The following is a 19,605-nucleotide window of genomic DNA, read 5'->3' as shown; positions in this document are numbered from 1 at the left end:
GGAAAATTTACAGACGGCTACAAATGATTTTGAATGCAAGGTGAAACGGCTGTCTCCGTCCTTGGCGGAGCGGCGCGTTTCATTCCGAGAAATATAGAGATAGGATAACCAAATTATATACTTTCCTATATTTCAAGCGTAAACGGCTGCGTCGTCCTCTGACGGCAAAGCTGCCGTTTCGAGGGTGAAATATAAGCCAATTATAAGGGTGAACCTTATAAATTCTTATCCTTTTAAAGGAAAACAATCCATCTGCCCCACTAACGATTTAAGACTTGCGCCTTGAAACAGCTAGCAGATGTTATGTGCCTTGCTTATCTATGCTAACGAATAAGGTGAATCGGCTGTCTCCAACCTTTGGCGGCGCGGTGCGTTTCATTCTAGAAAATATAAGCAGCATATAGCAAAACCTTATGCCTGCTCCTATTTCAAAAAATGTGTGCTGCTCTGCAAAAATACAGCGCATCCTGCTAATTTGTTCTCTCTATTATTTCTACTTGCGCCTAAGTATTTCCTGCTTGACAGCCTTGAATGCCAAATAAAAATACAAGCAGAAATTTGGAAATAGTAAGCAATGTTTCACGTGAAACATCCTAAACTTACCATTTCCATTTATCTGCCTCAATCTTAAAATCTATAAATTGGATCCTTTAAATCTTCTTTATAAAATAGGTTGTTTTAGCGGTGTTCCCGCCTTACGGGGATATTTGCGCGGAGTGGCTTCACGTTTCTCAATCAGCACAATATGCCGTTCGGATTGTTCAAATGGTAAAGTGAAGCTGTGCTCGGAACGAACAGCAGCTTTCAGCTCCTTCAAGCTGGTCCCCGCTTCCCGAACCTCTTCCTCACTTTGCGAACCTTTCATCGCTGCGAACAGACCGCCCTTGCGTACAAATGGCAAGCAAAACTCATTCAGTACATTCAGCCTGGCAACCGCTCTTGCTGTTACCAAGTCGTATGCATCGCGATGGCCTTGCAGTCTGCCGATATCTTCGGCACGGCCATGAACACAGCTGACATCGTCAGCAATACCCAGCTGCTCTGCTAAAGCATTAAGAAACTGGATACGTTTATTCAAGGAATCAACAATCACAATTTTCAAATGCGGAAAGCAAATTTTAAGCGGAATGCTCGGAAAGCCTGCACCGGACCCGATATCCGCTATTTTGCTGACTGCTTCCATATCGATAAAAAAAGAAAGGGAAACCGAATCATAAAAATGCTTTTCATATACGGCTTCACGCTCTGTTATACCGGTCAAATTCATACGTTCATTCCATTCGACCAATAAGCGATAATACGTATCGAACTGATCGAGCTGATGCTGGGATAAGGCTATTCCCCGCTCCTGCATCAGCTTTGGAAACCACTCTATCGTCTGTTCCATCGTTTGTTCTTCTATCCTCTCGCCGCTACAACGCGGTTATAATGCTCCAAATAAACGAGCAGTATGGAAATATCGGCTGGTGTTACGCCAGCTACCCTGGAAGCCTGACCGATCGACAACGGTCTGATATCCGACAGCTTTTGCTTCGCTTCCGAAGCAAGTCCCTGCACGTCGAAATAATCGATATCATCCGGTATACGCTTCTTCTCCATTTTGCTCAATCGTTCAACCTGCAGCAGCTGCTTCTCGATATATCCAGCATATTTAATTTGAATTTCGACCTGCTCCTTCATCTCCTCTGTCAAAGCAAGCTCTGAAGGTGTGATGCTTTCCAGCATCACATACGTAATTTCCGGACGGCGAAGCAACGATAACGCATCTACTGTAAACGGAATTTCAGCTGATTCCGCAGCTTTTAATACGGGCTGTGCTTCTTCTGGTTTCACTTTTGTTGTACGCAATCTTTCAATTTCCTGCTCAACCAATGCTTTTTTATTCAAAAAGCTTTCATAACGCTCTTCCGAAATCAAACCAATCTCATAGCCAATTGGCGTCAATCTCAGGTCAGCATTATCATGGCGAAGCAGCAAACGATATTCCGCTCGGGAAGTCAGCAAACGATAAGGATCATTCGTTCCCTTCGTTACAAGGTCATCGATCATTACGCCAATATAGCCTTGGGAACGTGCAATAATGACCGGCTCTTTCCCCTGCACTTTACGGGCAGCGTTAATGCCGGCAATAACACCTTGACCAGCCGCTTCCTCATAACCGGAAGTTCCGTTGATTTGTCCAGCTGTGAATAACCCGTCGACAACCTTTGTCTCCAATGAAGGCCAAAGCTGTGTTGGAACGACCGCGTCATATTCAATCGCATAGCCATTGCGCATCATTTCAACTTTTTCCAATCCTGGGATTGATCGTAAAATGCCCAATTGGACATCCTCCGGCATGCTTGTGGAAAGTCCTTGTACATAATACTCCGACGTATGCAGACCCTCCGGCTCCAGAAAAATTTGATGTTTTGGCTTATCGGCAAAACGTACAATTTTATCCTCAATCGATGGGCAGTATCTTGGGCCTGTGCCTTCAATTGCTCCCGAGAACATTGGCGCGCGATGCAAATTATCGTTTATGATTTTGTGCGTTTGCTCTGACGTATAGGTCAACCAGCAAGGAAGCTGCTCATTATTAGAGGAAATTGTCTCATGCGAGAAAAATTTCGGCTGCTCATCGCCCGGTTGAATTTCTGTTTTTGAAAAATCAATCGTATCCTTGTGTACGCGTGGCGGCGTACCAGTTTTGAAACGTACCAGCTCGAAGCCATGCTCCTTCAAGCTTGCAGACAGCTTCAGCGACGGCTGCTGATTATTTGGTCCGCTCTCATACATCAGCTCGCCCATAATGATTTTGCCGCGCAAATAGGTGCCTGTTGTCAGGACAATCGTCTTCGAGCGATAGATTGCGCCTGTTTTTGTCACAAGCCCCACTATCTTGCCTTCCTCCACCATCAGCTCCTCCGCCATTCCTTGTCGCAGCGTCAGCTTAGGCGTCTCCTCAATCGTCTTCTTCATTTCATGCTGATAGGCGAACTTATCAGCTTGTGCGCGAAGCGCGTGAACCGCAGGCCCTTTGCCTGTATTCAGCATCCGCATCTGGATGAAGGTTTTATCAATATTACGGCCCATTTCGCCGCCTAAAGCGTCCAGCTCACGTACAACATGCCCTTTCGCCGGTCCGCCAATCGACGGATTACATGGCATGAAGGCTACCATATCCAAATTTATCGTCAGCAATAGCGTCTCACAGCCCATACGCGCTGCCGCAAGCGCAGCTTCGCTGCCCGCATGCCCCGCACCGATGACAATAACGTCATATTGCCCTGCTTCGTATCCCATTCCAAGTACCTCCCAAAGCGCTGCTAGCCTGATGGATGTTCGTCCGGAGGCTATTGACCGCTTATTATTTGCCCAAACAAAATTGCGAAAAGATTTGATCAATCAATGAATCTCCGACGGCATCCCCAAGAATTTCACCGAGCGACTCCCAAGCAGAGCGCACGTCAATTTGCATCACATCAATCGGAATGCCTGCTTCTGATGCCTCAATACCATCAAGCAGCGACTGCTGCGCCCGTTTCAATAAAGCAATATGCCGCACATTGCTGACGTAGGTCAAATCGCCGGAATCCAGCTTGCCTTCGAAAAACATCCCGCTAATCGCCTTCTCCAAATGATCCAGTCCCGCTTCCTGCAGAACCGACATGCGGACAATTGCCTCCGGGCTAAAGCGCTTCTCGATTTCTTCCATGTCGAGCTTGCCTGGCAGGTCGGTTTTATTAATGACCAATACCACTTGGCGTCCCGCCATACGGTCCAGCAGTTCACGGTCATCGGCATGCAGCGGCTCATTATAATTCAGCACGAATAAAATAAGATCGGCTTCCGCAAGCGCCGTATGGGACCGCTCCACCCCGAGCTGCTCGACGAGATCGCTCGTCTCGCGAATGCCTGCTGTATCCAGCAGCCTCAGCGGGATATTATTAAGCGTGACATATTCCTCTATAACATCACGCGTTGTGCCGGGAATATCGGTCACAATCGCTTTATTTTCCTGCGCCAGCATATTAAGCAATGATGACTTGCCCACATTAGGCCTGCCGACGATTGCCGTCATAATACCTTCTCTTAATATTTTGCCTTCATTTGCTGTTTTTAAAAGCTTAGCGATTTCGTCCAGCGCAATTTGGCTTTGATCACGAATATAAGCAGTCGTCATTTCCTCGACATCATGCTCGGGGTAATCGATATTTACTTCAATATGCGCCAGCAGCTCAATGACCGTCTGCCGGAGTGCTTTAATCCGCTTCGACAGCAAGCCTTCGGCCTGCTTGCGCGCAATGGAGAAAGCGCGATCCGACTTTGAACGAATAAGATCGATGACCGCTTCCGCCTGCATTAAATCGATGCGCCCGTTCAGAAAGGCCCGCTTCGTAAACTCCCCAGGCTCAGCTAATCGCATATCTTCCTGCATCAGCACGACATCAAGCACCTTCTTAACCGCCACTACGCCGCCATGAGCATTGATTTCCACAACATCCTCGGCTGTAAAAGATCGCGGCCCACGCATAAGCGTCACCAGCACCTCTTCAATCTGCTCGCCGGTAGCCGGGTGAACGATATGCCCATAATGCACCGTATGGCTGTCTGCTTCACGCAGATCCGTTCGGCTCTGAAATAGCGCAGCTGTCCCCGCAATAGCATTCGGGCCGCTAATACGGATAATGGCAATGCCGCCCTCTCCAACAGCGGTTGAAATCGCGGCTATCGTATCTTGTATCATTGTGTTCAGCACCTCTCAAATGGAAAAACAGCAATGACCATGGGAGCCATTGCTGCGAATCTGTTCTACCTTTATCACTTCAGTGCAATGACAATCCGCCGATGCGGCTCATCACCTTTACTGTATGTTTTCACACGAGGATGATTTTGCAGCTGGGAATGAATGACCTTCCGCTCATGGGAAGACATCGGCTCCAGCACCACCTCTTTTTTCGTGCGAATCACTCTGCCCGCAAGGCGCTCTGACAGCTCTTCCAGCGTCTTGCGCCGGCGCTCGCGAAAATCCTCTGCATCAAGTACGATACGAAGATGACTGTCCGAATAGCGGTTTGCCACAATATTAACCAAGTACTGCAATGCATCGAGCGTCTGCCCGCGCCTTCCGATTATCATGCCGAGATCTCCCCCGCCTGAAATCGAAAGCTGCGTGCCTTCCCTCGTCTGCTTGCGTTCAATGGATACATCTAGTCCCATTGTGCTCGCCACTTCCAGAAGGAACTGCTCAGCTTCACTTGTTGGATCAGGAATAAGCTCCAGTTCTACTTTCGCTTCTTTCACGCCGATCAAACCGAGGAATCCTTTGGACGGCTGCTCAAGAACAGCCACCCTCACACGATCCTCAGCCACATTTAATTGTGTCAAACCACTTTGTACAGCCTCTTCTACCGTTTTCCCTGATGCAACGATTTTCTTCATTTCGCGAGGGCCCCCTTACGTTTACCCTTACCTTTAGATTGTTTATCGTTGGTGCCTGTATCGTCATTGCCTTTTTTGTCAGCATTGCGCACATACAAGAAATAGTTTTGAATAATTGTGTAAATGTTGCTGTAAATCCAGTAAAGCGGCAGAGCTGCTGGGAAATTAATCGCCATGACGAAAATCAACACTGGGAAAATGGCAAGCATCGCTCCCATACCAGGCATTGTTTGCGTCTGCTGCTTCTGCATCATCTTCGATTGGATGAAAGTTGTCGCCGCGGCGATAACCGGAAGAATGTAATAAGGGTCCTTCTCCCCTAACTGCAACCACAAGAAAGCATGCGTACGCACCTCAGGGTTCATATATATCGCATTATAGAGCGCGATAAATACAGGCATCTGTACAATGAGCGGCAAGCATCCTGCCATCGGATTTACCTGATTGGCCTGGAACAGCTTCATTGTCTCTTCCTGCTGCTTTTTCGGGTCATCCTTGTATTTCTTCTTCATCTCAGCGATTTGCGGCTGCAAAGCCTGCATAGCCTTCGAACTGCGATATTGCTTAATCGTCAGCGGCAAAATGGCTGTTCTTACAATAATGGTAATGAGCAGAATGGCTATGCCATAAGCACCGCCGAACCAATCTGCGAACGTATCAAGCGTAAGCGCAAAATAATAAACGACATTTTTCTGCCAGAAGTTTCCCTTAAGCAAATCCTCTGTACTCGTCGTTTGAGCTACCTGCGAACCGCAGCCTGCAATGACTACCACTGCCATTAGCATGCCTAAAACAAAAAGCCATTTACGGTTTTCTTTCCGAAACAACATGAAAACTCCTCTCTTGAGAGCCGATGCTTCGCCTATCCAGCATAAACGGTTTCGTCGCCATTCAGCACAAACTACGCAGTTTCGCATGAGATAAATCTGCATCGTTACAGACATATTTCTTATACCTTCTCATCCTTTAAACTATACCATAATTGGTAGGACAAAAGAAAGGAAGGTCATGAGGTATTTTCGGTACCTATGTAAACGTTTTTCTAATATGGTCAGGGATAACCATTTCTATTATTCAGGAGCTTCTTTTTCTACGCAAAACGGACGGTTTCCAAAGGACAATAACTCCTTCTACGCTTAGCGTTTAAGGAGCCCGGCCTTCCTTAACACATGCATAATGCTTTTTTCCAGTTGGCTCGTCTCCATCGCTACTGCAGGCTTTCTTACAATAATAATAAAGTCGACCTTTGGAACGATCCGTGCCTCATTGAGCCTGATGATTTCTTTAATGACACGGCGCATCCGGTTGCGAACAACCGCATTGCCGATTTTTTTGCTTGCTGAAATGCCCAGTCGGAAAGGCTCCGCCACAGGCTGCTTCGACCAATATACGACGAACTGCCCGTTGGCGAACGATTTGCCTCCCCGGTAGACCCGGCCAAAGTCGCTACGGTTACGCAGACGCAATCTTCTTTGCACGACTCCATTTCACCGTTCTTTCCTTAATATGTTCAAAAGTATCGTGGGCAAGGCAAAAAAAAAGACCACCCGACGTGGTCTTTTGCTTATGCGCTAAGAACTTTTCTGCCTCTTTGACGACGCGCCGCCAAAACTTTACGTCCGTTTTTCGTGCTCATCCGTTTGCGGAATCCATGCACTTTTTTACGTTTGCTAACATTCGGTCTAAATGTAGGTCTCATTTACTCTGCACCTCCCGTACTTCTTCTTAAAAAAAACAGGTAGTTCAATTAAAGCACGTACCCTTCGGAAAGTCAACTCACCCTGCGCCTTTCAGACAAGAAATCGAAAGCTGTGGATAAATAAATGAAATCGGCGATTTTGCAGAAAATGAATAAGCTGTGCACAACTTTTTCAGCCGACTTACGAACTTTGTCGAAATCTTAACAAGATATAAACAATATCTAGTGTTGTGCGCAACTTTTATACACAAGCTATTGAATATGTGGATAAAATCTTCGAATCCGTTGAAATACAAGGGATCTTTTGCTATGATGAATATGTTTTATATGTGGATACCTTCCCTTTATCCTCAATCTTATTAACAGCCTGTGGATAAAAATGTGAACAAGTTAATCCCCTATTTATAACTCAACCGTTTTCATTTCTTCATATTGTGGATGTTTTCCTTGGAAAAATGACATTCATTCGACAGAATATGGCTTAATTGCGCCGTTTCGGCGATTTTGATAAGGAGTGACGTCTGTGGACAGCCATGCTTATGATATATGGCAGCAAGTGTTGTCAATTATTCAGACGAAGCTGAGCAAGCCAAGTTTTGATACTTGGTTTAAGGCAACTAAGGCTTCGTTCGTGAATGATACTTTGCTTGAAGTTACGGCACCGACAACATTTGCAGCTGAATGGCTGGAAGGCCGTTATACAAAACTAATTCGCACAACCCTGTTTGAATTTCTAGGCAGACAGGTCGATGTGCGTTTTTCCATTGAAGAGGCTCGAAGCGCTGAACCGGCAGCTATGATGCCGCCCAGAGCAATGGATGTGCCCGTCGTACAGGAAGAAAGCCACACGCATGTGCTGAACTCCAAATATACGTTCGAGACATTCGTTATCGGCGCCAACAATCGCTTTGCCCATGCGGCATCGCTTGCGGTAGCCGAGGCACCGGCCAAAGCGTACAATCCGCTGTTTCTCTACGGCGGCGTTGGCCTTGGAAAAACGCATTTGATGCATGCGATCGGCCACTATATCAAGGATCACAACCCCAATACGAAGATCATGTACATCTCGTCGGAGAAATTCACCAATGAATTTATTAACGCGATTCGTGACAACCGTGGGGAAAGCTTTCGCAATAAATACCGGAATATCGACGTTTTGCTTATTGACGATATTCAATTTTTGGCTGGTAAAGACGGGACGCAGGAGGAGTTTTTCCATACCTTCAATGCGCTTCATGAAGAGCGCAAGCAGATCGTCATCTCCAGCGACCGCACGCCGAAGGAAATTCCGACCCTGGAGGAACGCCTTCGTTCCCGCTTTGAATGGGGTTTAATTACGGACATCCAAGCGCCTGACCTGGAGACGCGAATTGCCATTTTGCGCAAGAAGGCCAAGGCCGAAAATCTCGATATTCCCAATGAAGCGATGGTTTATATCGCTAACCAGATCGATACGAATATTCGTGAGCTGGAAGGCGCCCTGATCAGGGTTGTCGCCTACTCCTCGCTCATTAATCAGGATATTTCCTCCCATTTGGCAGCCGAAGCGCTCAAGGATATCATTCCTTCAAGCCGGCCGAAGCTGATCACCATCAACGAGATCCAGCAGAAAGTCGGGGAGTTTTATGGATTGCGGCTTGAGGAGTTTAAAGCGCGCAAACGGACGAAAGCTGTGGCCTATCCGCGGCAAATCGCCATGTACCTCTCTCGCGAGCTGACGGACCACTCGCTGCCGAAGATTGGCGAAGCATTTGGCGGAAGGGACCATACGACGGTCATTCATGCCCATGAGAAAATTACGCAGCAGCTTAAAATTGATCAGGACTTGTACAAAATTTTGCAAAACCTGACTGAAAAAATCAAAAATCATACGTAAGCCGTTAAGCAGGACAATTTGCGCTGAAAAGTTATCCACTTTTATACGGAAAACGAACACAAGCCTATGCACAGTCTATACACATGTGGATAGGCTTGATCTATCAGCACTTGTCCCGCTTATCCACATATTCAGGCCCCCTACTACTACGACTACTAAAAATCTTTAAAAAAACATCATCCATAAGCGGAATAAGACATTCGCGGAACATCCACTATGATTCGCTATGTCTCCCTGCGGATATAGGAGAGAAATTATGAAATTAACGATTTCAAAAAATGAACTAAACGATGCGATCCAGCAGGTAGCGAAAGCAATCTCCTCCAGACCAGCCATCCCGATTCTCGGTGGAATCAAAATAGATGTAACTCATCAAGGTGTAACCTTAACGGCAAGCGATACTGAAATATCTATTCAAAGCTTCATCCCGGTAGAACGCGATAATTTATTTATTGCACATGTGGATAAACCGGGAAGCGTTGTTCTCCCTGCTAAATTTTTTGTCGAGATTATTAAAAAGCTGCCTTCCGATAATGTTGAAATTCAGGTTGGCGCTCAGTTCCAGACAATGATCCGCTCCGGCTCCTCCGACATCCAAATGGTCGGTCTTGATCCTGAGGAATTTCCAATTTTGCCGTCTATTGAAGAAAATGGCTTATTTCAAATGCCAGGCGATTTGTTGAAAACGATGATCCGCCAAACGGTACTAGCCGCTTCCACCAATGAGCAAACCGCCGTATTGACTGGCGTATTATGGACGCTTAACAATCAGCAGCTGAAATTTATAGCAACGGATCGCCACCGTCTGGCAAGCCGCAATGCGCATACCGAAACCGATCCGGAATATCGCTTCTCCAATGTCATTATTGCTGCAAAAACGCTGGTCGAGCTGTCAAAGCTTGTCCCTGAGCAAAATGCCCTCGTGGATATTGTCGTTGCCGACAACCAGGTCATGTTTAAGCTTGGAAATGTGCTGTTCTATACACGTATGCTTGATGGCATGTATCCGGATACTTCCAAGATTATTCCGCAGACGTACAAAACAGAACTTGTCGTCGATACCAAAAATTTGATGGATGCGATCGACCGTGCTTATTTGATGTCGCGTGAAGAGAAGACGAATATTGTTCGACTGATTACGCTTGATGACAATTCGATCGAAATTTCTTCAAGCTCGACCGAGCTTGGCCGCGTAACCGAGCAGATCGATGCCAAGAAATTTGAAGGCGAGCCGCTGCGCATTTCCTTCAACTCCAAGTTCATGCTCGATGTGCTCAAAGTAATTGACAGCGAGCAAATTTTCATCGGCTTTACAGGTGCTATGAGCCCGATTATCATTAAGCCGACCGATCATTCGTACAACATGTACGTGATTTTGCCTTACCGGACAACAACGTAGCAGCCTCGCGAGAAGGCTAGCGAAAGATATGAATAGAGCTCGAGAAGAGGAAGGTGGGCAAGCCACGATGAAGGAAGTTGCCATTCGCACCGAATATATTCCGTTGGGGCAGTTTTTAAAGCTATCGGATTGTATATCCACAGGTGGACAAGCTAAATTTTTTCTGCAGGAGAACAAGATTACGATCAACGGCGAGACGGATAACAGACGTGGACGCAAGCTGTATGTCGGGGACCGTGTCGAAGTAGAAGGCTTCGGCGTCTTTACTGTTACCGGTTCATAACGATTAGCTAAGGACCGGGAGGGGCAGCAGACGTGTTTTTAAAAAATATTCATTTGCAAAATTACCGCAACTACGGACAGCTTGAGCTGGAGACGAGTAATCAGGTCAATCTGTTCGTCGGTCCGAACGCCCAGGGCAAGACGAATTTGCTGGAAGCGATATTTGCGCTTGCCCTCACCAAATCGCACCGCACGTCCAAGGACAAGGAGCTGATTGGCTGGGAAGCGGATTCGGCTCGCCTGCAAGGCATGGTAGACAAGCGCTATGGTACGGCGCAGCTTGAGCTGCTGCTGTCGACGCAGGGGAAGAAAGCGAAAATTAACGGGCTCGAGCAGCGCAAGCTGAGCAACTTCATCGGGTCGCTGAATGTGGTCATGTTCGCGCCGGAGGATCTCGAAATTGTAAAAGGCACGCCGGGTGTACGCAGACGGTTTCTGGATATGGAAATCGGTCAGGTGCAGCCCGGTTATTTGCATACCCTTCAGCAATACGGCAAGGTGCTTGTACAGCGCAATAACTACCTGAAGTCTGCATCCCCCGGCTCCATGCAGCAGACGATGCTGGATGTATGGAATACACAGCTCGCCGAGCTAGGTGTTAAAATTATGAAAAAAAGGGAACACTTCATACATAAACTGCAGCGCTGGGCTGAGCAGATCCATTCTGGCATTACGGCTGGCAGCGAACAGCTCACGATTACCTACCGTCCATCGCTTGGCAGCGGGGAGCCGGAAGATGAATCTGTTTTATTTGAGCAATTTATGATAAAGTTAACACAAGTGAAAGAGCAGGAGATTCGCAGAGGGATGTCGCTCGTTGGGCCTCATCGCGATGATTTGGCCTTTTTTATTAACGGCAAAGAGGCATCTGTATATGGTTCCCAGGGACAGCAGCGCACAACCGCACTCTCGCTAAAGCTGGCAGAAATTGAGCTGATTGCTGAGGAGATTGGGGAATATCCGCTGCTGCTTCTTGATGATGTTCTGTCTGAGCTTGACCAGCACCGGCAGACGCAGCTCATAGAAACATTTCAGAGCAAGGTGCAGACGTTCATCACGACAACCGGGCTTGAGAGCGTCAATATTAGCAAGCTGCAGGACGCTTGTATCTATAATGTGCGTGAAGGCCAAGTGACGCGCGGATAAGCGCAAACGATCGGGAGGCGGGGGAGCATGTATATCCATTTGGGCGGCGAGAAAATTATTCGGGCTGCCGAGCTGGTAGCCATTTTCGATATATCCATAGAGCAATCCTCCAAGTTATCCAAGCAGTTCGTTGCAGGCGCTCGCAAGCGCAAGGACGTGGAGACGATTGGCGAAGAGGAGCCGAAATCCATCGTTGTGACGAAGCAGAAAATCTATTATTCGCCAATTTCATCCTCCACCTTGAAGAAGCGGGCTCATCATTTTGTAGCGAATGGCTGACAAGGGCCAGAATAACGTGTAGCAAGAGCAGTTGAGAGGAGCAGTGAGCATTAATGTCTTTGAATCCGCAGCATACGTATGACGAGAGTCAGATCCAGGTGCTAGAGGGACTGGAAGCCGTCCGCAAACGCCCTGGTATGTATATTGGCTCCACAAGCAGCAAGGGACTCCACCATCTCGTATGGGAGGTTGTCGATAACAGTATCGACGAGGCGCTTGCTGGCTATTGTAATCAAATTGATGTCACGATTCATGAAGATAACAGCATTACCGTAGTCGACAATGGACGTGGTATCCCTGTCGGAGAAAATGCCAAGCTGAAGAAGTCGACGCTTGAAGTCGTCATGACCGTGCTTCATGCCGGCGGTAAATTTGGCGGAGAAGGCTATAAAGTTTCCGGGGGCTTGCACGGGGTCGGCGTGTCTGTCGTTAATGCTTTGTCGGAGCGCGTAGTAGCAACCGTCAAGCTTAAAGGGAAGATTCATCAGCAGGCATATCGCCGCGGAGCGCCGGAATCAGACATTCAGGTCATCGGCGAGACATCGCCAGAAGATACTGGAACGACGATTAACTTTAAGCCGGATCCAGAGATTTTTACGGAGACGACGGTTTATGAATACGATATTTTGCAGTCCCGGATTCGGGAGCTTGCTTTTCTAAATAAAGGAATTCAAATTTCGCTGACGGATGAGCGTACAGGGATGACCAATACGTTCAGATACGAAGGCGGCCTTAATGAATTCGTCCAGTTTTTGAACCGCAACAAGGAAGCGCTGCATGAAGCGCCGATTTATGTGGAGGGCTCCAAGGATCATATCCAGGTGGAATTAGGCCTCCAGTATAACGACGGCTATAGCGAAAACATTTATTCCTTCGCGAATAATATTAATACCCATGAGGGCGGAACGCATGAGTCCGGCTTCAAAAGTGCGCTCACGCGGGTTATCAATGACTACGCCCGCAAAACGAACTTGCTGAAGGACAATGATTCCAATTTCTCCGGCGATGATGTGCGTGAAGGCTTGACAGCGATTATTTCGGTCAAAATTCCCGAGCCGCAATTCGAAGGACAAACGAAGACAAAGCTAGGCAACAGCGAGGTTCGCGGTATTGTCGAATCGCTGCTTGCAGAGAAGCTTCAGGAGTTTCTCGATGAGAACCCGGCTGTATCCCGCAAAATTGTAGAAAAAGGCCTTCAAGCTGCCAGAGCACGGGAAGCAGCGCGCAAAGCGCGTGAGCTGACGCGCCGTAAGAGTGCGCTTGAAGTCAGCTCGCTGCCAGGTAAGCTAGCGGATTGCTCCTCCAAGGATGCGGCAATCAGCGAGCTGTACATCGTAGAAGGTGACTCGGCCGGTGGTTCGGCTAAGCAAGGCCGTGACCGTCACTTCCAGGCTATTTTGCCACTGCGTGGTAAAATTCTGAACGTTGAGCGGGCAAGACTCGACCGTATTCTCGGCAATGCGGAGATTCGGGCGATTATTACGGCGCTCGGAACAGGCATCAGCGAGGACTTTGATTTGGCGAAGGCGCGTTATCACAAAGTCATTATTATGACGGATGCCGACGTTGACGGCGCGCATATTCGTACCCTGCTGCTGACGTTCTTCTATCGCTACATGCGCAAAATTCTCGAAGCGGGCTATATTTATATCGCCCAGCCGCCGCTCTATAAAGTCGAGCGCAACAAGGTCATTCGTTATGCGCAGAACGAGAAGGAACGTGATGAAATTATTGCTGAGTTTGGTCAAACCGGTAAAATTAACATTCAGCGCTACAAAGGCTTGGGCGAGATGGATGCTGTCCAGCTTTGGGAAACAACGATGGATCCAGAAAGCCGTTCCATGCTTCAAGTAACGATTGATGACGCCATTGAAGCCGATACGATTTTTGATACGCTGATGGGCGACAACGTTGAACCGCGTCGTAACTTCATCCAGCAATATGCTCTAAGCGTTAAAAATCTCGACATTTAGCTTTCCTTGGGATCGTTAATTGCTGAATCTTTTAAGTACAGTGGCATAGCTTGCCGCTTGAAATTAAAAATAGTCGTTTCTAGAATGCGTTTTTGTACGGGGCTATGCTCACAGTATGAAGATATGCACTAGTAGCGGCTATTTTCTTTTGTACCGGCCATAGGCAACGGCGTATCGATATATTTTTTTAAACACGGACTTGTCAGGAAGCTTGCGAAAAATAAACGGATCGGGACAAGTATTGACCTCTAGTATCCATGGGCGCAGCTTCGTATCGATTGCAATATCGACACCGATTTCTTTTATTCGCGGATAAGCCTGAAGCATTTGGTGAACGATGGATAGGCTAAGCTTGTTCAAACGCTGTCTATACGCTTGCTGTTCAGATGTTGACAAATGACCATTCATAAGCTGTTCAAATGGCATTGGCGTGCCGCCGCTATGGTAGTTGGTGACGATTTTTGCGGGATGGGCGAGACGGCCGATGATGCCCGTCGCTTCCCAGCTGGCTTGCGGATTTTTCTGCACCATTACGCGGATATCAAAGCGCCGCTTCTGATGGCGAAGCAGGAAGATCCCCCTTTGGATGAGGTAGCGTTTGCCTACTTGATAGCGATAAAGGCTGTTGTACAATTGGTCGAAGGTAGCGAACGTGCGAACGCTGGTTTCAATCTGGTATCGGAAGCCTCGGCCAGGAGCGGCATACTGCTCGACCCGAATGACTCCTTTTCCAAAGGTGCCGTTGACGGGTTTCACATAAACCATGCTGTACTCGGTGAGCATTGCGAGCAGATTTTCTTTGCTGAACAGCTCGGTAGCAGGCATGTATTGGCGCAAATGTTCGGAGCGCAGGAGCACCTGCGTTTTAGCCCATTTGCTAGTAACGCGCTGTATAGACAAGCTTGATTCCCCTTTCTTTAAATCACTGCCTGAGCCTATCGATTCTTATTCCGGCAGGAGACAGAGTTTAGAATGAGTGGTATAATAAAAGTTGGATTTGTTTAGTTTATGGCAATCGGAGCGTAACGGAATACGGTGTTTAACCTATTTTTTCGTCTATGTTCGTGGAATTTAGGTTTAGTATCGTCTTATTTAAGAAAGAACTAGAGAGACAATGATGTTTACAGGTTTGCAGATAGACGTCAGGGAGGTAAAGCATGGCGGAAGAACAATATTCGCAGATTAAAGACCGTGATATTGGCACGGAAATGCGCGATTCCTTTATGGACTATGCGATGAGTATTATCGTAAGTCGCGCATTGCCCGATGTAAGGGATGGACTCAAGCCTGTTCATCGCCGGATTTTATTCGCAATGTCGGAGCTTGGGATGTCACCGGACAAGCCTCACAAAAAATCCGCAAGGATTGTAGGCGAAGTTATCGGTAAGTATCATCCTCACGGTGATTCGGCTGTGTATGAGTCCATGGTGCGTATGGCACAGGATTTCTCAATGAGGTACATGATGGTAGATGGACACGGCAACTTCGGTTCGGTTGATGGTGACATGGCAGCAGCCATGCGTTACACGGAAGCTCGTCTATCGAAGATTGCAATGGAGCTGCTGCGTGACCTTAACAAGGAAACAGTGAATTTCATTCCGAACTATGACGGTGAAGAGAAGGAGCCTGCGGTATTGCCGGCGCGTTTTCCTAACTTGCTAGTCAATGGTGTAACAGGGATAGCTGTAGGTATGGCAACGAATATTCCTCCGCATAATTTGGGGGAAGTCATTGACGGTGTACAGGCGCTTATTGCTAATCCGGATATAACACCGCTTGAATTGATCGATTATGTAAAAGGTCCTGATTTCCCGACGGCAGGTATTGTTATGGGATTAAGCGGCATCCGTCAAGCTTATTTGACGGGTCGCGGAACGGTGACCATGCGTGCGCGGGCAACGATTGAAGAGAATGGCAATAAAGCGCGTATTATCGTATATGAGCTGCCTTATCAAGTAAATAAAGCCCGTCTCGTTGAGAAAATTGCAGAGCTCGTTCGGGAGAAGAAGATCGACGGCATTACGGATTTGCGCGATGAGTCTGACCGTACAGGCATGCGGGTTGTTATCGAGCTTCGCCGTGATGTGAATCCTAGCGTTGTGCTTAACAACTTATACAAACAGACGCAAATGCAGTCCAACTTCGGCATTAATATGCTGGCTCTCGTTAATGGCGAGCCAAAGACGCTGAATTTGCGTGAAGTACTCTATCATTATTTGCAGCATCAAATCGAGGTTATCCGTCGTCGTACGGAATACGATTTGAAGAAAGCTGAAGCTCGCGCTCATATTTTGGAAGGCTATCGGATTGCGCTGGATCATCTGGATGAGGTTATTGCGTTAATACGCGGTTCCCAAACAGCTGAAATTGCTCGTGAAGGCTTGATCACTCGATTCGATCTTAGCCACGAGCAGGCACAAGCCATTCTCGATATGCGTTTGCAGCGCCTGACAGGTCTGGAACGCGATAAGATCGAAGCAGAATATACAGAGCTTCTACAGAAAATTGCCGAGTTCAAAGCGATTCTCGCTGATGAGCAGCTGGTGCTTGCAATCATTAGCACAGAGCTCAACGAGATTAGAGATCGTTTTGGCGATGAGCGCCGTACGGAAATTACGGCTAGTGATGAGGAAATTCTAGATGAGGATTTGATTCCTCGTGAGGATGTTATTATTTCCATCACACACAGCGGCTATATCAAGCGCCTGCCGGTTACGACTTATCGGAGCCAGAAGCGGGGCGGTAAAGGTGTCGTTGGCATGGATACGAAGGATAATGACTTTGTCGAGCATCTTTTTGTATCCAATACGCATCACTACTTGCTCTTCTTCACCAATAAGGGCAAGGTGTACAAGCTGAAAGCTTATGAGATTCCTGATCTCAGCCGGACAGCACGCGGTACGCCGATTATTAACTTAATTCAAATCGAGCAGGGCGAGACGATTAATGCGGTTATTCCTGTACAGGATTTTGACCCGAATCACTATCTGTTCTTCGCAACCCGTCAAGGTGTCGTGAAGAAAACGCCTCTCGATGACTATATCAACATTCGCAAAGTCGGCCTCATTGCCATCTCGCTGCGTGAAGACGATGATCTGATTGGCGTCAAGCTGACGGACGGTCAGCAGGAGATTGTTATGGGTACGGCGGAAGGCATGTCGATTCGTTTCTCTGAAAATGATGTGCGCTCTATGGGCCGTTCGGCTACAGGCGTGAAGGGTATCCAGCTTGATGACAGCGATGCTGTTATTGATATGGATATCGTCATGAATGATAATGATGTGCTGATCGTTACGTCCAAGGGCTATGGCAAACGGACGCCAATGAGCGAATATCGCATTCAAAATCGTGGCGGTAAAGGGATTAAGACGCTTAACGTTACGGATAAGAACGGCCCAATCGTCAGCTTGAAGGTCGTTGTAAATGATGAGGATCTGATGATTATGACTGCATCAGGCACATTGATTCGTACAAGCATGGAAGGCATCTCTACAATGGGCCGCAATACGCAGGGCGTTAAATTGATTAATACCCGCGATGAAGATACAGTAGCAACGGTTACTCGTATTGCCCGCAGTGAAGAAGTGAGCGATGACCTGGAAGAAGGCGAAGCAACTGAATTTGATGCTGCACAGCCTTCAGACAGCGAAGAGAACGAATAGTTTTTATATCAGGGGAATCCAGGACATGGGGAGGGAACCGTTGTGCCAACGGTGACTTTATCACAAGTGAAGTTAGGCGATAAGATTAGTGAAGATGTCCTTACCCCTTTAGGAAGGGTGCTACTTCAAAAAGGCAAGGTTATTGCTGGCCGCGAGCTTGAAATTTTGAGAGCTTTCATTATTTCAAGCGTGGCCGTTGATGGACCAGCTGCTGCTAAAGCGTCTGAAGATGCAAAAGCAGGCGCTGACTCCAAACAAGTGGACGATAAGCCAATTGCTGCATCATCCCTGCATGATGAATATGACAAGATGCTGGTGCTGCTGAGACAAGTATTTAATGATCATGCAGCGCCGGAAGGCATCCCTATTATGGATATTCGCAATCAGATGGAGAATTTGCTGCAGCATATTAAGAACTATCAGATTTTGACGTTTGTGCCGCGCAGTTTTATGGAGCGTGATTATTTGCTTCATAATAGCATTGCTTGTGCGCTCACCTCTTATCTTATTGCGCAGTGGAACGGCTTTCCTCAAAAAGAATGGATGCAAGTTGCTCTTGGCGGCTTGCTTCATGATTTTGGGAATACGCGTATTGATCGCTCGATTCTTTCCAAACCGACTGCGCTAACCGTAGAAGAGCTGGAAGAGATGAAACGACATACCGTGCTGGGCTACCAAATGCTCAAAAATGTAGCATCTCTGAACGATGGTGCCAAGCTGGCTGCTCTTCAGCATCATGAGCGGGTAGACGGAACGGGATACCCTCTTGGCATTGATGCGGCTAAAATCCATCCATACGGGAAGATTGTAGCTATTGCTGATATTTTTCATGCTATGACCTTGAACAAGTCTTATCGTAAGGCGGTCTCGCCTTATCTAGTTCTAGAGCAGATCCAAAGCGATGCTTTCGGCAAGCTTGATCCGACTTATGTTCGAGTGTTTGTTGAGAAGGTTACGCAGTTCCATAATGGAACAAAGGTTAGGCTTAGTGATGAACGGGTAGGAGAGATCGTGTTTTCTGATCATGTGCATCCAACCAGACCATGGGTTTCCATTGAAGGATCTATTATTAACTTAACGGTAGAGCGGCATCTGCATATCAATGAGGTTATTCCATCCTAAGTATAGATGGGATAGATTAAGCTTTATAAAGCTACTATTATTGAGAGTATAGGTCGTCAAAACGTAAAAGTAATAGTAAAATAAAGCCGTCCAGAGTATGTGCTGGGCGGCTTTATCCCTTTATATATAAGGGATTCAGGGCTTTGAGGTACAAGGAAAAACACTATTAAAAAAAGAATTGATATTTTTTAAAAAAAACACTTGCAATGGTATAGGCACCCGTGATATATTATATGAGTCGCCGCTGAGACATACGGCAGACACGAACGAAACGTAAGCAAGAGAAATTGTTCTTTGAAAACTGAACAACGAGTGAANCCCGTGATATATTATATGAGTCGCCGCTGAGACATACGGCAGACACGAACGAAACGTAAGCAAGAGAAATTGTTCTTTGAAAACTGAACAACGAGTGAAACTGCCACATTAACTTCGGTTAATGTAAAGCGATACAAAAAAGTAATGAGCAAGTCAAACACCTAAATGGAGAGTTTGATCCTGGCTCAGGACGAACGCTGGCGGCGTGCCTAATACATGCAAGTCGACCTAAATGGAGAGTTTGATCCTGGCTCAGGACGAACGCTGGCGGCGTGCCTAATACATGCAAGTCGAGCGRAGTTGATGGAGTGCTTGCACTCCTGATGCTTAGCGGCGGACGGGTGAGTAACACGTAGGTAACCTGCCCGTAAGACTGGGATAACATTCGGAAACGAATGCTAATACCGGATACACAACTTGGTCGC

Annotated in this window: 16 protein-coding genes and 1 rRNA gene; 9 read left to right on the top strand and 8 right to left on the bottom strand. The window is 47.2% G+C overall.

What is annotated here, in order from left to right:
- Positions 1-661: 661 nt before the first annotated feature.
- From rsmG to rpmH, 7 genes are all read right to left on the bottom strand, one after another.
- Entirely contained in the window at positions 662-1,387 is a 726-nt protein-coding gene (gene rsmG, locus ASF12_RS14830) for a 16S rRNA (guanine(527)-N(7))-methyltransferase RsmG (protein ID WP_056036029.1), read from the bottom strand.
- An 11-nt stretch (positions 1,388-1,398) separates the two neighbouring features.
- Positions 1,399-3,285 carry a tRNA uridine-5-carboxymethylaminomethyl(34) synthesis enzyme MnmG gene (mnmG, locus tag ASF12_RS14825; protein ID WP_056036028.1) on the bottom strand — a complete coding sequence of 629 codons (1,887 nt, stop codon included), beginning with the start codon at positions 3,283-3,285 and terminating at the stop codon, positions 1,399-1,401.
- Between the two features lie 64 nt (positions 3,286-3,349).
- Positions 3,350-4,729: a tRNA uridine-5-carboxymethylaminomethyl(34) synthesis GTPase MnmE gene (mnmE, locus tag ASF12_RS14820; RefSeq protein WP_056036017.1), complete on the bottom strand. Its 1,380-nt coding sequence runs from the start codon at positions 4,727-4,729 to the stop codon at positions 3,350-3,352.
- A 74-nt stretch (positions 4,730-4,803) separates the two neighbouring features.
- Positions 4,804-5,424 (bottom strand): RNA-binding cell elongation regulator Jag/EloR, encoded by a 621-nt coding sequence (gene jag, locus ASF12_RS14815; RefSeq protein ID WP_056036014.1) that lies wholly within the window; start codon positions 5,422-5,424, stop codon positions 4,804-4,806.
- Positions 5,421-6,254: a membrane protein insertase YidC gene (yidC, locus tag ASF12_RS14810; protein ID WP_056036010.1), complete on the bottom strand. Its 834-nt coding sequence runs from the start codon at positions 6,252-6,254 to the stop codon at positions 5,421-5,423. Before yidC ends, jag begins: the two co-directional genes overlap by 4 nt.
- Positions 6,255-6,560: 306 nt before the next feature.
- Positions 6,561-6,902, bottom strand: a complete 342-nt coding sequence (gene rnpA, locus ASF12_RS14805) for a ribonuclease P protein component (RefSeq protein ID WP_056036007.1) — start codon at positions 6,900-6,902, stop codon at positions 6,561-6,563.
- Between the two features lie 86 nt (positions 6,903-6,988).
- The gene (gene rpmH, locus ASF12_RS33745; RefSeq protein ID WP_074904820.1) at positions 6,989-7,123 is read right to left on the bottom strand and encodes a 50S ribosomal protein L34; all 135 of its coding nucleotides are present in this window, start codon (positions 7,121-7,123) and stop codon (positions 6,989-6,991) included.
- Between the two features lie 523 nt (positions 7,124-7,646).
- Here rpmH and dnaA point away from each other — a divergent pair.
- The 6 genes from dnaA to gyrB all read left to right on the top strand — a co-directional run bounded on the left by dnaA (position 7,647) and on the right by gyrB (position 14,078).
- Entirely contained in the window at positions 7,647-8,999 is a 1,353-nt protein-coding gene (gene dnaA / locus ASF12_RS14800; RefSeq protein ID WP_056036004.1) for a chromosomal replication initiator protein DnaA, read from the top strand.
- Positions 9,000-9,255: 256 nt separating this feature from the next.
- The gene (gene dnaN / locus ASF12_RS14795; protein WP_046234562.1) at positions 9,256-10,398 is read left to right on the top strand and encodes a DNA polymerase III subunit beta; all 1,143 of its coding nucleotides are present in this window, start codon (positions 9,256-9,258) and stop codon (positions 10,396-10,398) included.
- Between the two features lie 67 nt (positions 10,399-10,465).
- On the top strand, positions 10,466-10,681 hold the full coding sequence (gene yaaA / locus ASF12_RS14790; RefSeq protein WP_046234561.1) for a S4 domain-containing protein YaaA: 216 nt from the start codon (positions 10,466-10,468) through the stop codon (positions 10,679-10,681).
- A gap of 32 nt (positions 10,682-10,713) precedes the next feature.
- Entirely contained in the window at positions 10,714-11,826 is a 1,113-nt protein-coding gene (gene recF / locus ASF12_RS14785; protein WP_056036002.1) for a DNA replication/repair protein RecF, read from the top strand.
- A gap of 27 nt (positions 11,827-11,853) precedes the next feature.
- Positions 11,854-12,105, top strand: coding sequence for an extracellular matrix regulator RemB (gene remB / locus ASF12_RS14780; RefSeq protein ID WP_028608695.1), 252 nt, complete (start codon positions 11,854-11,856; stop codon positions 12,103-12,105).
- Positions 12,106-12,158: 53 nt separating this feature from the next.
- Positions 12,159-14,078, top strand: a complete 1,920-nt coding sequence (gene gyrB / locus ASF12_RS14775; protein ID WP_056035999.1) for a DNA topoisomerase (ATP-hydrolyzing) subunit B — start codon at positions 12,159-12,161, stop codon at positions 14,076-14,078.
- Positions 14,079-14,216: 138 nt separating this feature from the next.
- Here the strand turns inward: gyrB and ASF12_RS14770 are convergent, their stop codons facing one another.
- Entirely contained in the window at positions 14,217-14,978 is a 762-nt protein-coding gene (locus tag ASF12_RS14770) for a YheC/YheD family protein (RefSeq protein WP_081418828.1), read from the bottom strand.
- Positions 14,979-15,235: 257 nt separating this feature from the next.
- On the opposite strand from ASF12_RS14770, the gene gyrA reads away from it, so the two are divergent.
- From gyrA to ASF12_RS14755, 3 genes are all read left to right on the top strand, one after another.
- Positions 15,236-17,740 carry a DNA gyrase subunit A gene (gyrA, locus tag ASF12_RS14765; protein ID WP_056035993.1) on the top strand — a complete coding sequence of 835 codons (2,505 nt, stop codon included), beginning with the start codon at positions 15,236-15,238 and terminating at the stop codon, positions 17,738-17,740.
- Between the two features lie 42 nt (positions 17,741-17,782).
- Positions 17,783-18,862 (top strand): HD-GYP domain-containing protein, encoded by a 1,080-nt coding sequence (locus ASF12_RS14760; protein ID WP_056035990.1) that lies wholly within the window; start codon positions 17,783-17,785, stop codon positions 18,860-18,862.
- Between the two features lie 547 nt (positions 18,863-19,409).
- Positions 19,410-19,605, top strand: a 16S ribosomal RNA gene (locus ASF12_RS14755); the annotation flags it as partial.

The organism is Paenibacillus sp. Leaf72 (genome assembly GCF_001422685.1).
Classification (GTDB): domain Bacteria; phylum Bacillota; class Bacilli; order Paenibacillales; family Paenibacillaceae; genus Pristimantibacillus.
The sequence above is the reverse complement of the archived record's forward strand: the minus strand, read 5'-3'. Positions and strand labels throughout refer to the sequence as shown.

Coding starts and splice junctions, on each gene's coding strand:
- rsmG (WP_056036029.1), bottom strand. CDS start 1,387: ATGGAACAGACGATAGAGTGGTTTCCAAAGCTGATGCAGGAGCGGGGA.
- mnmG (WP_056036028.1), bottom strand. CDS start 3,285: ATGGGATACGAAGCAGGGCAATATGACGTTATTGTCATCGGTGCGGGG.
- mnmE (WP_056036017.1), bottom strand. CDS start 4,729: ATGATACAAGATACGATAGCCGCGATTTCAACCGCTGTTGGAGAGGGC.
- jag (WP_056036014.1), bottom strand. CDS start 5,424: ATGAAGAAAATCGTTGCATCAGGGAAAACGGTAGAAGAGGCTGTACAA.
- yidC (WP_056036010.1), bottom strand. CDS start 6,254: ATGTTGTTTCGGAAAGAAAACCGTAAATGGCTTTTTGTTTTAGGCATG.
- rpmH (WP_074904820.1), bottom strand. CDS start 7,123: ATGAGACCTACATTTAGACCGAATGTTAGCAAACGTAAAAAAGTGCAT.
- dnaN (WP_046234562.1), top strand. CDS start 9,256: ATGAAATTAACGATTTCAAAAAATGAACTAAACGATGCGATCCAGCAG.
- yaaA (WP_046234561.1), top strand. CDS start 10,466: ATGAAGGAAGTTGCCATTCGCACCGAATATATTCCGTTGGGGCAGTTT.
- remB (WP_028608695.1), top strand. CDS start 11,854: ATGTATATCCATTTGGGCGGCGAGAAAATTATTCGGGCTGCCGAGCTG.
- gyrB (WP_056035999.1), top strand. CDS start 12,159: ATGTCTTTGAATCCGCAGCATACGTATGACGAGAGTCAGATCCAGGTG.
- gyrA (WP_056035993.1), top strand. CDS start 15,236: ATGGCGGAAGAACAATATTCGCAGATTAAAGACCGTGATATTGGCACG.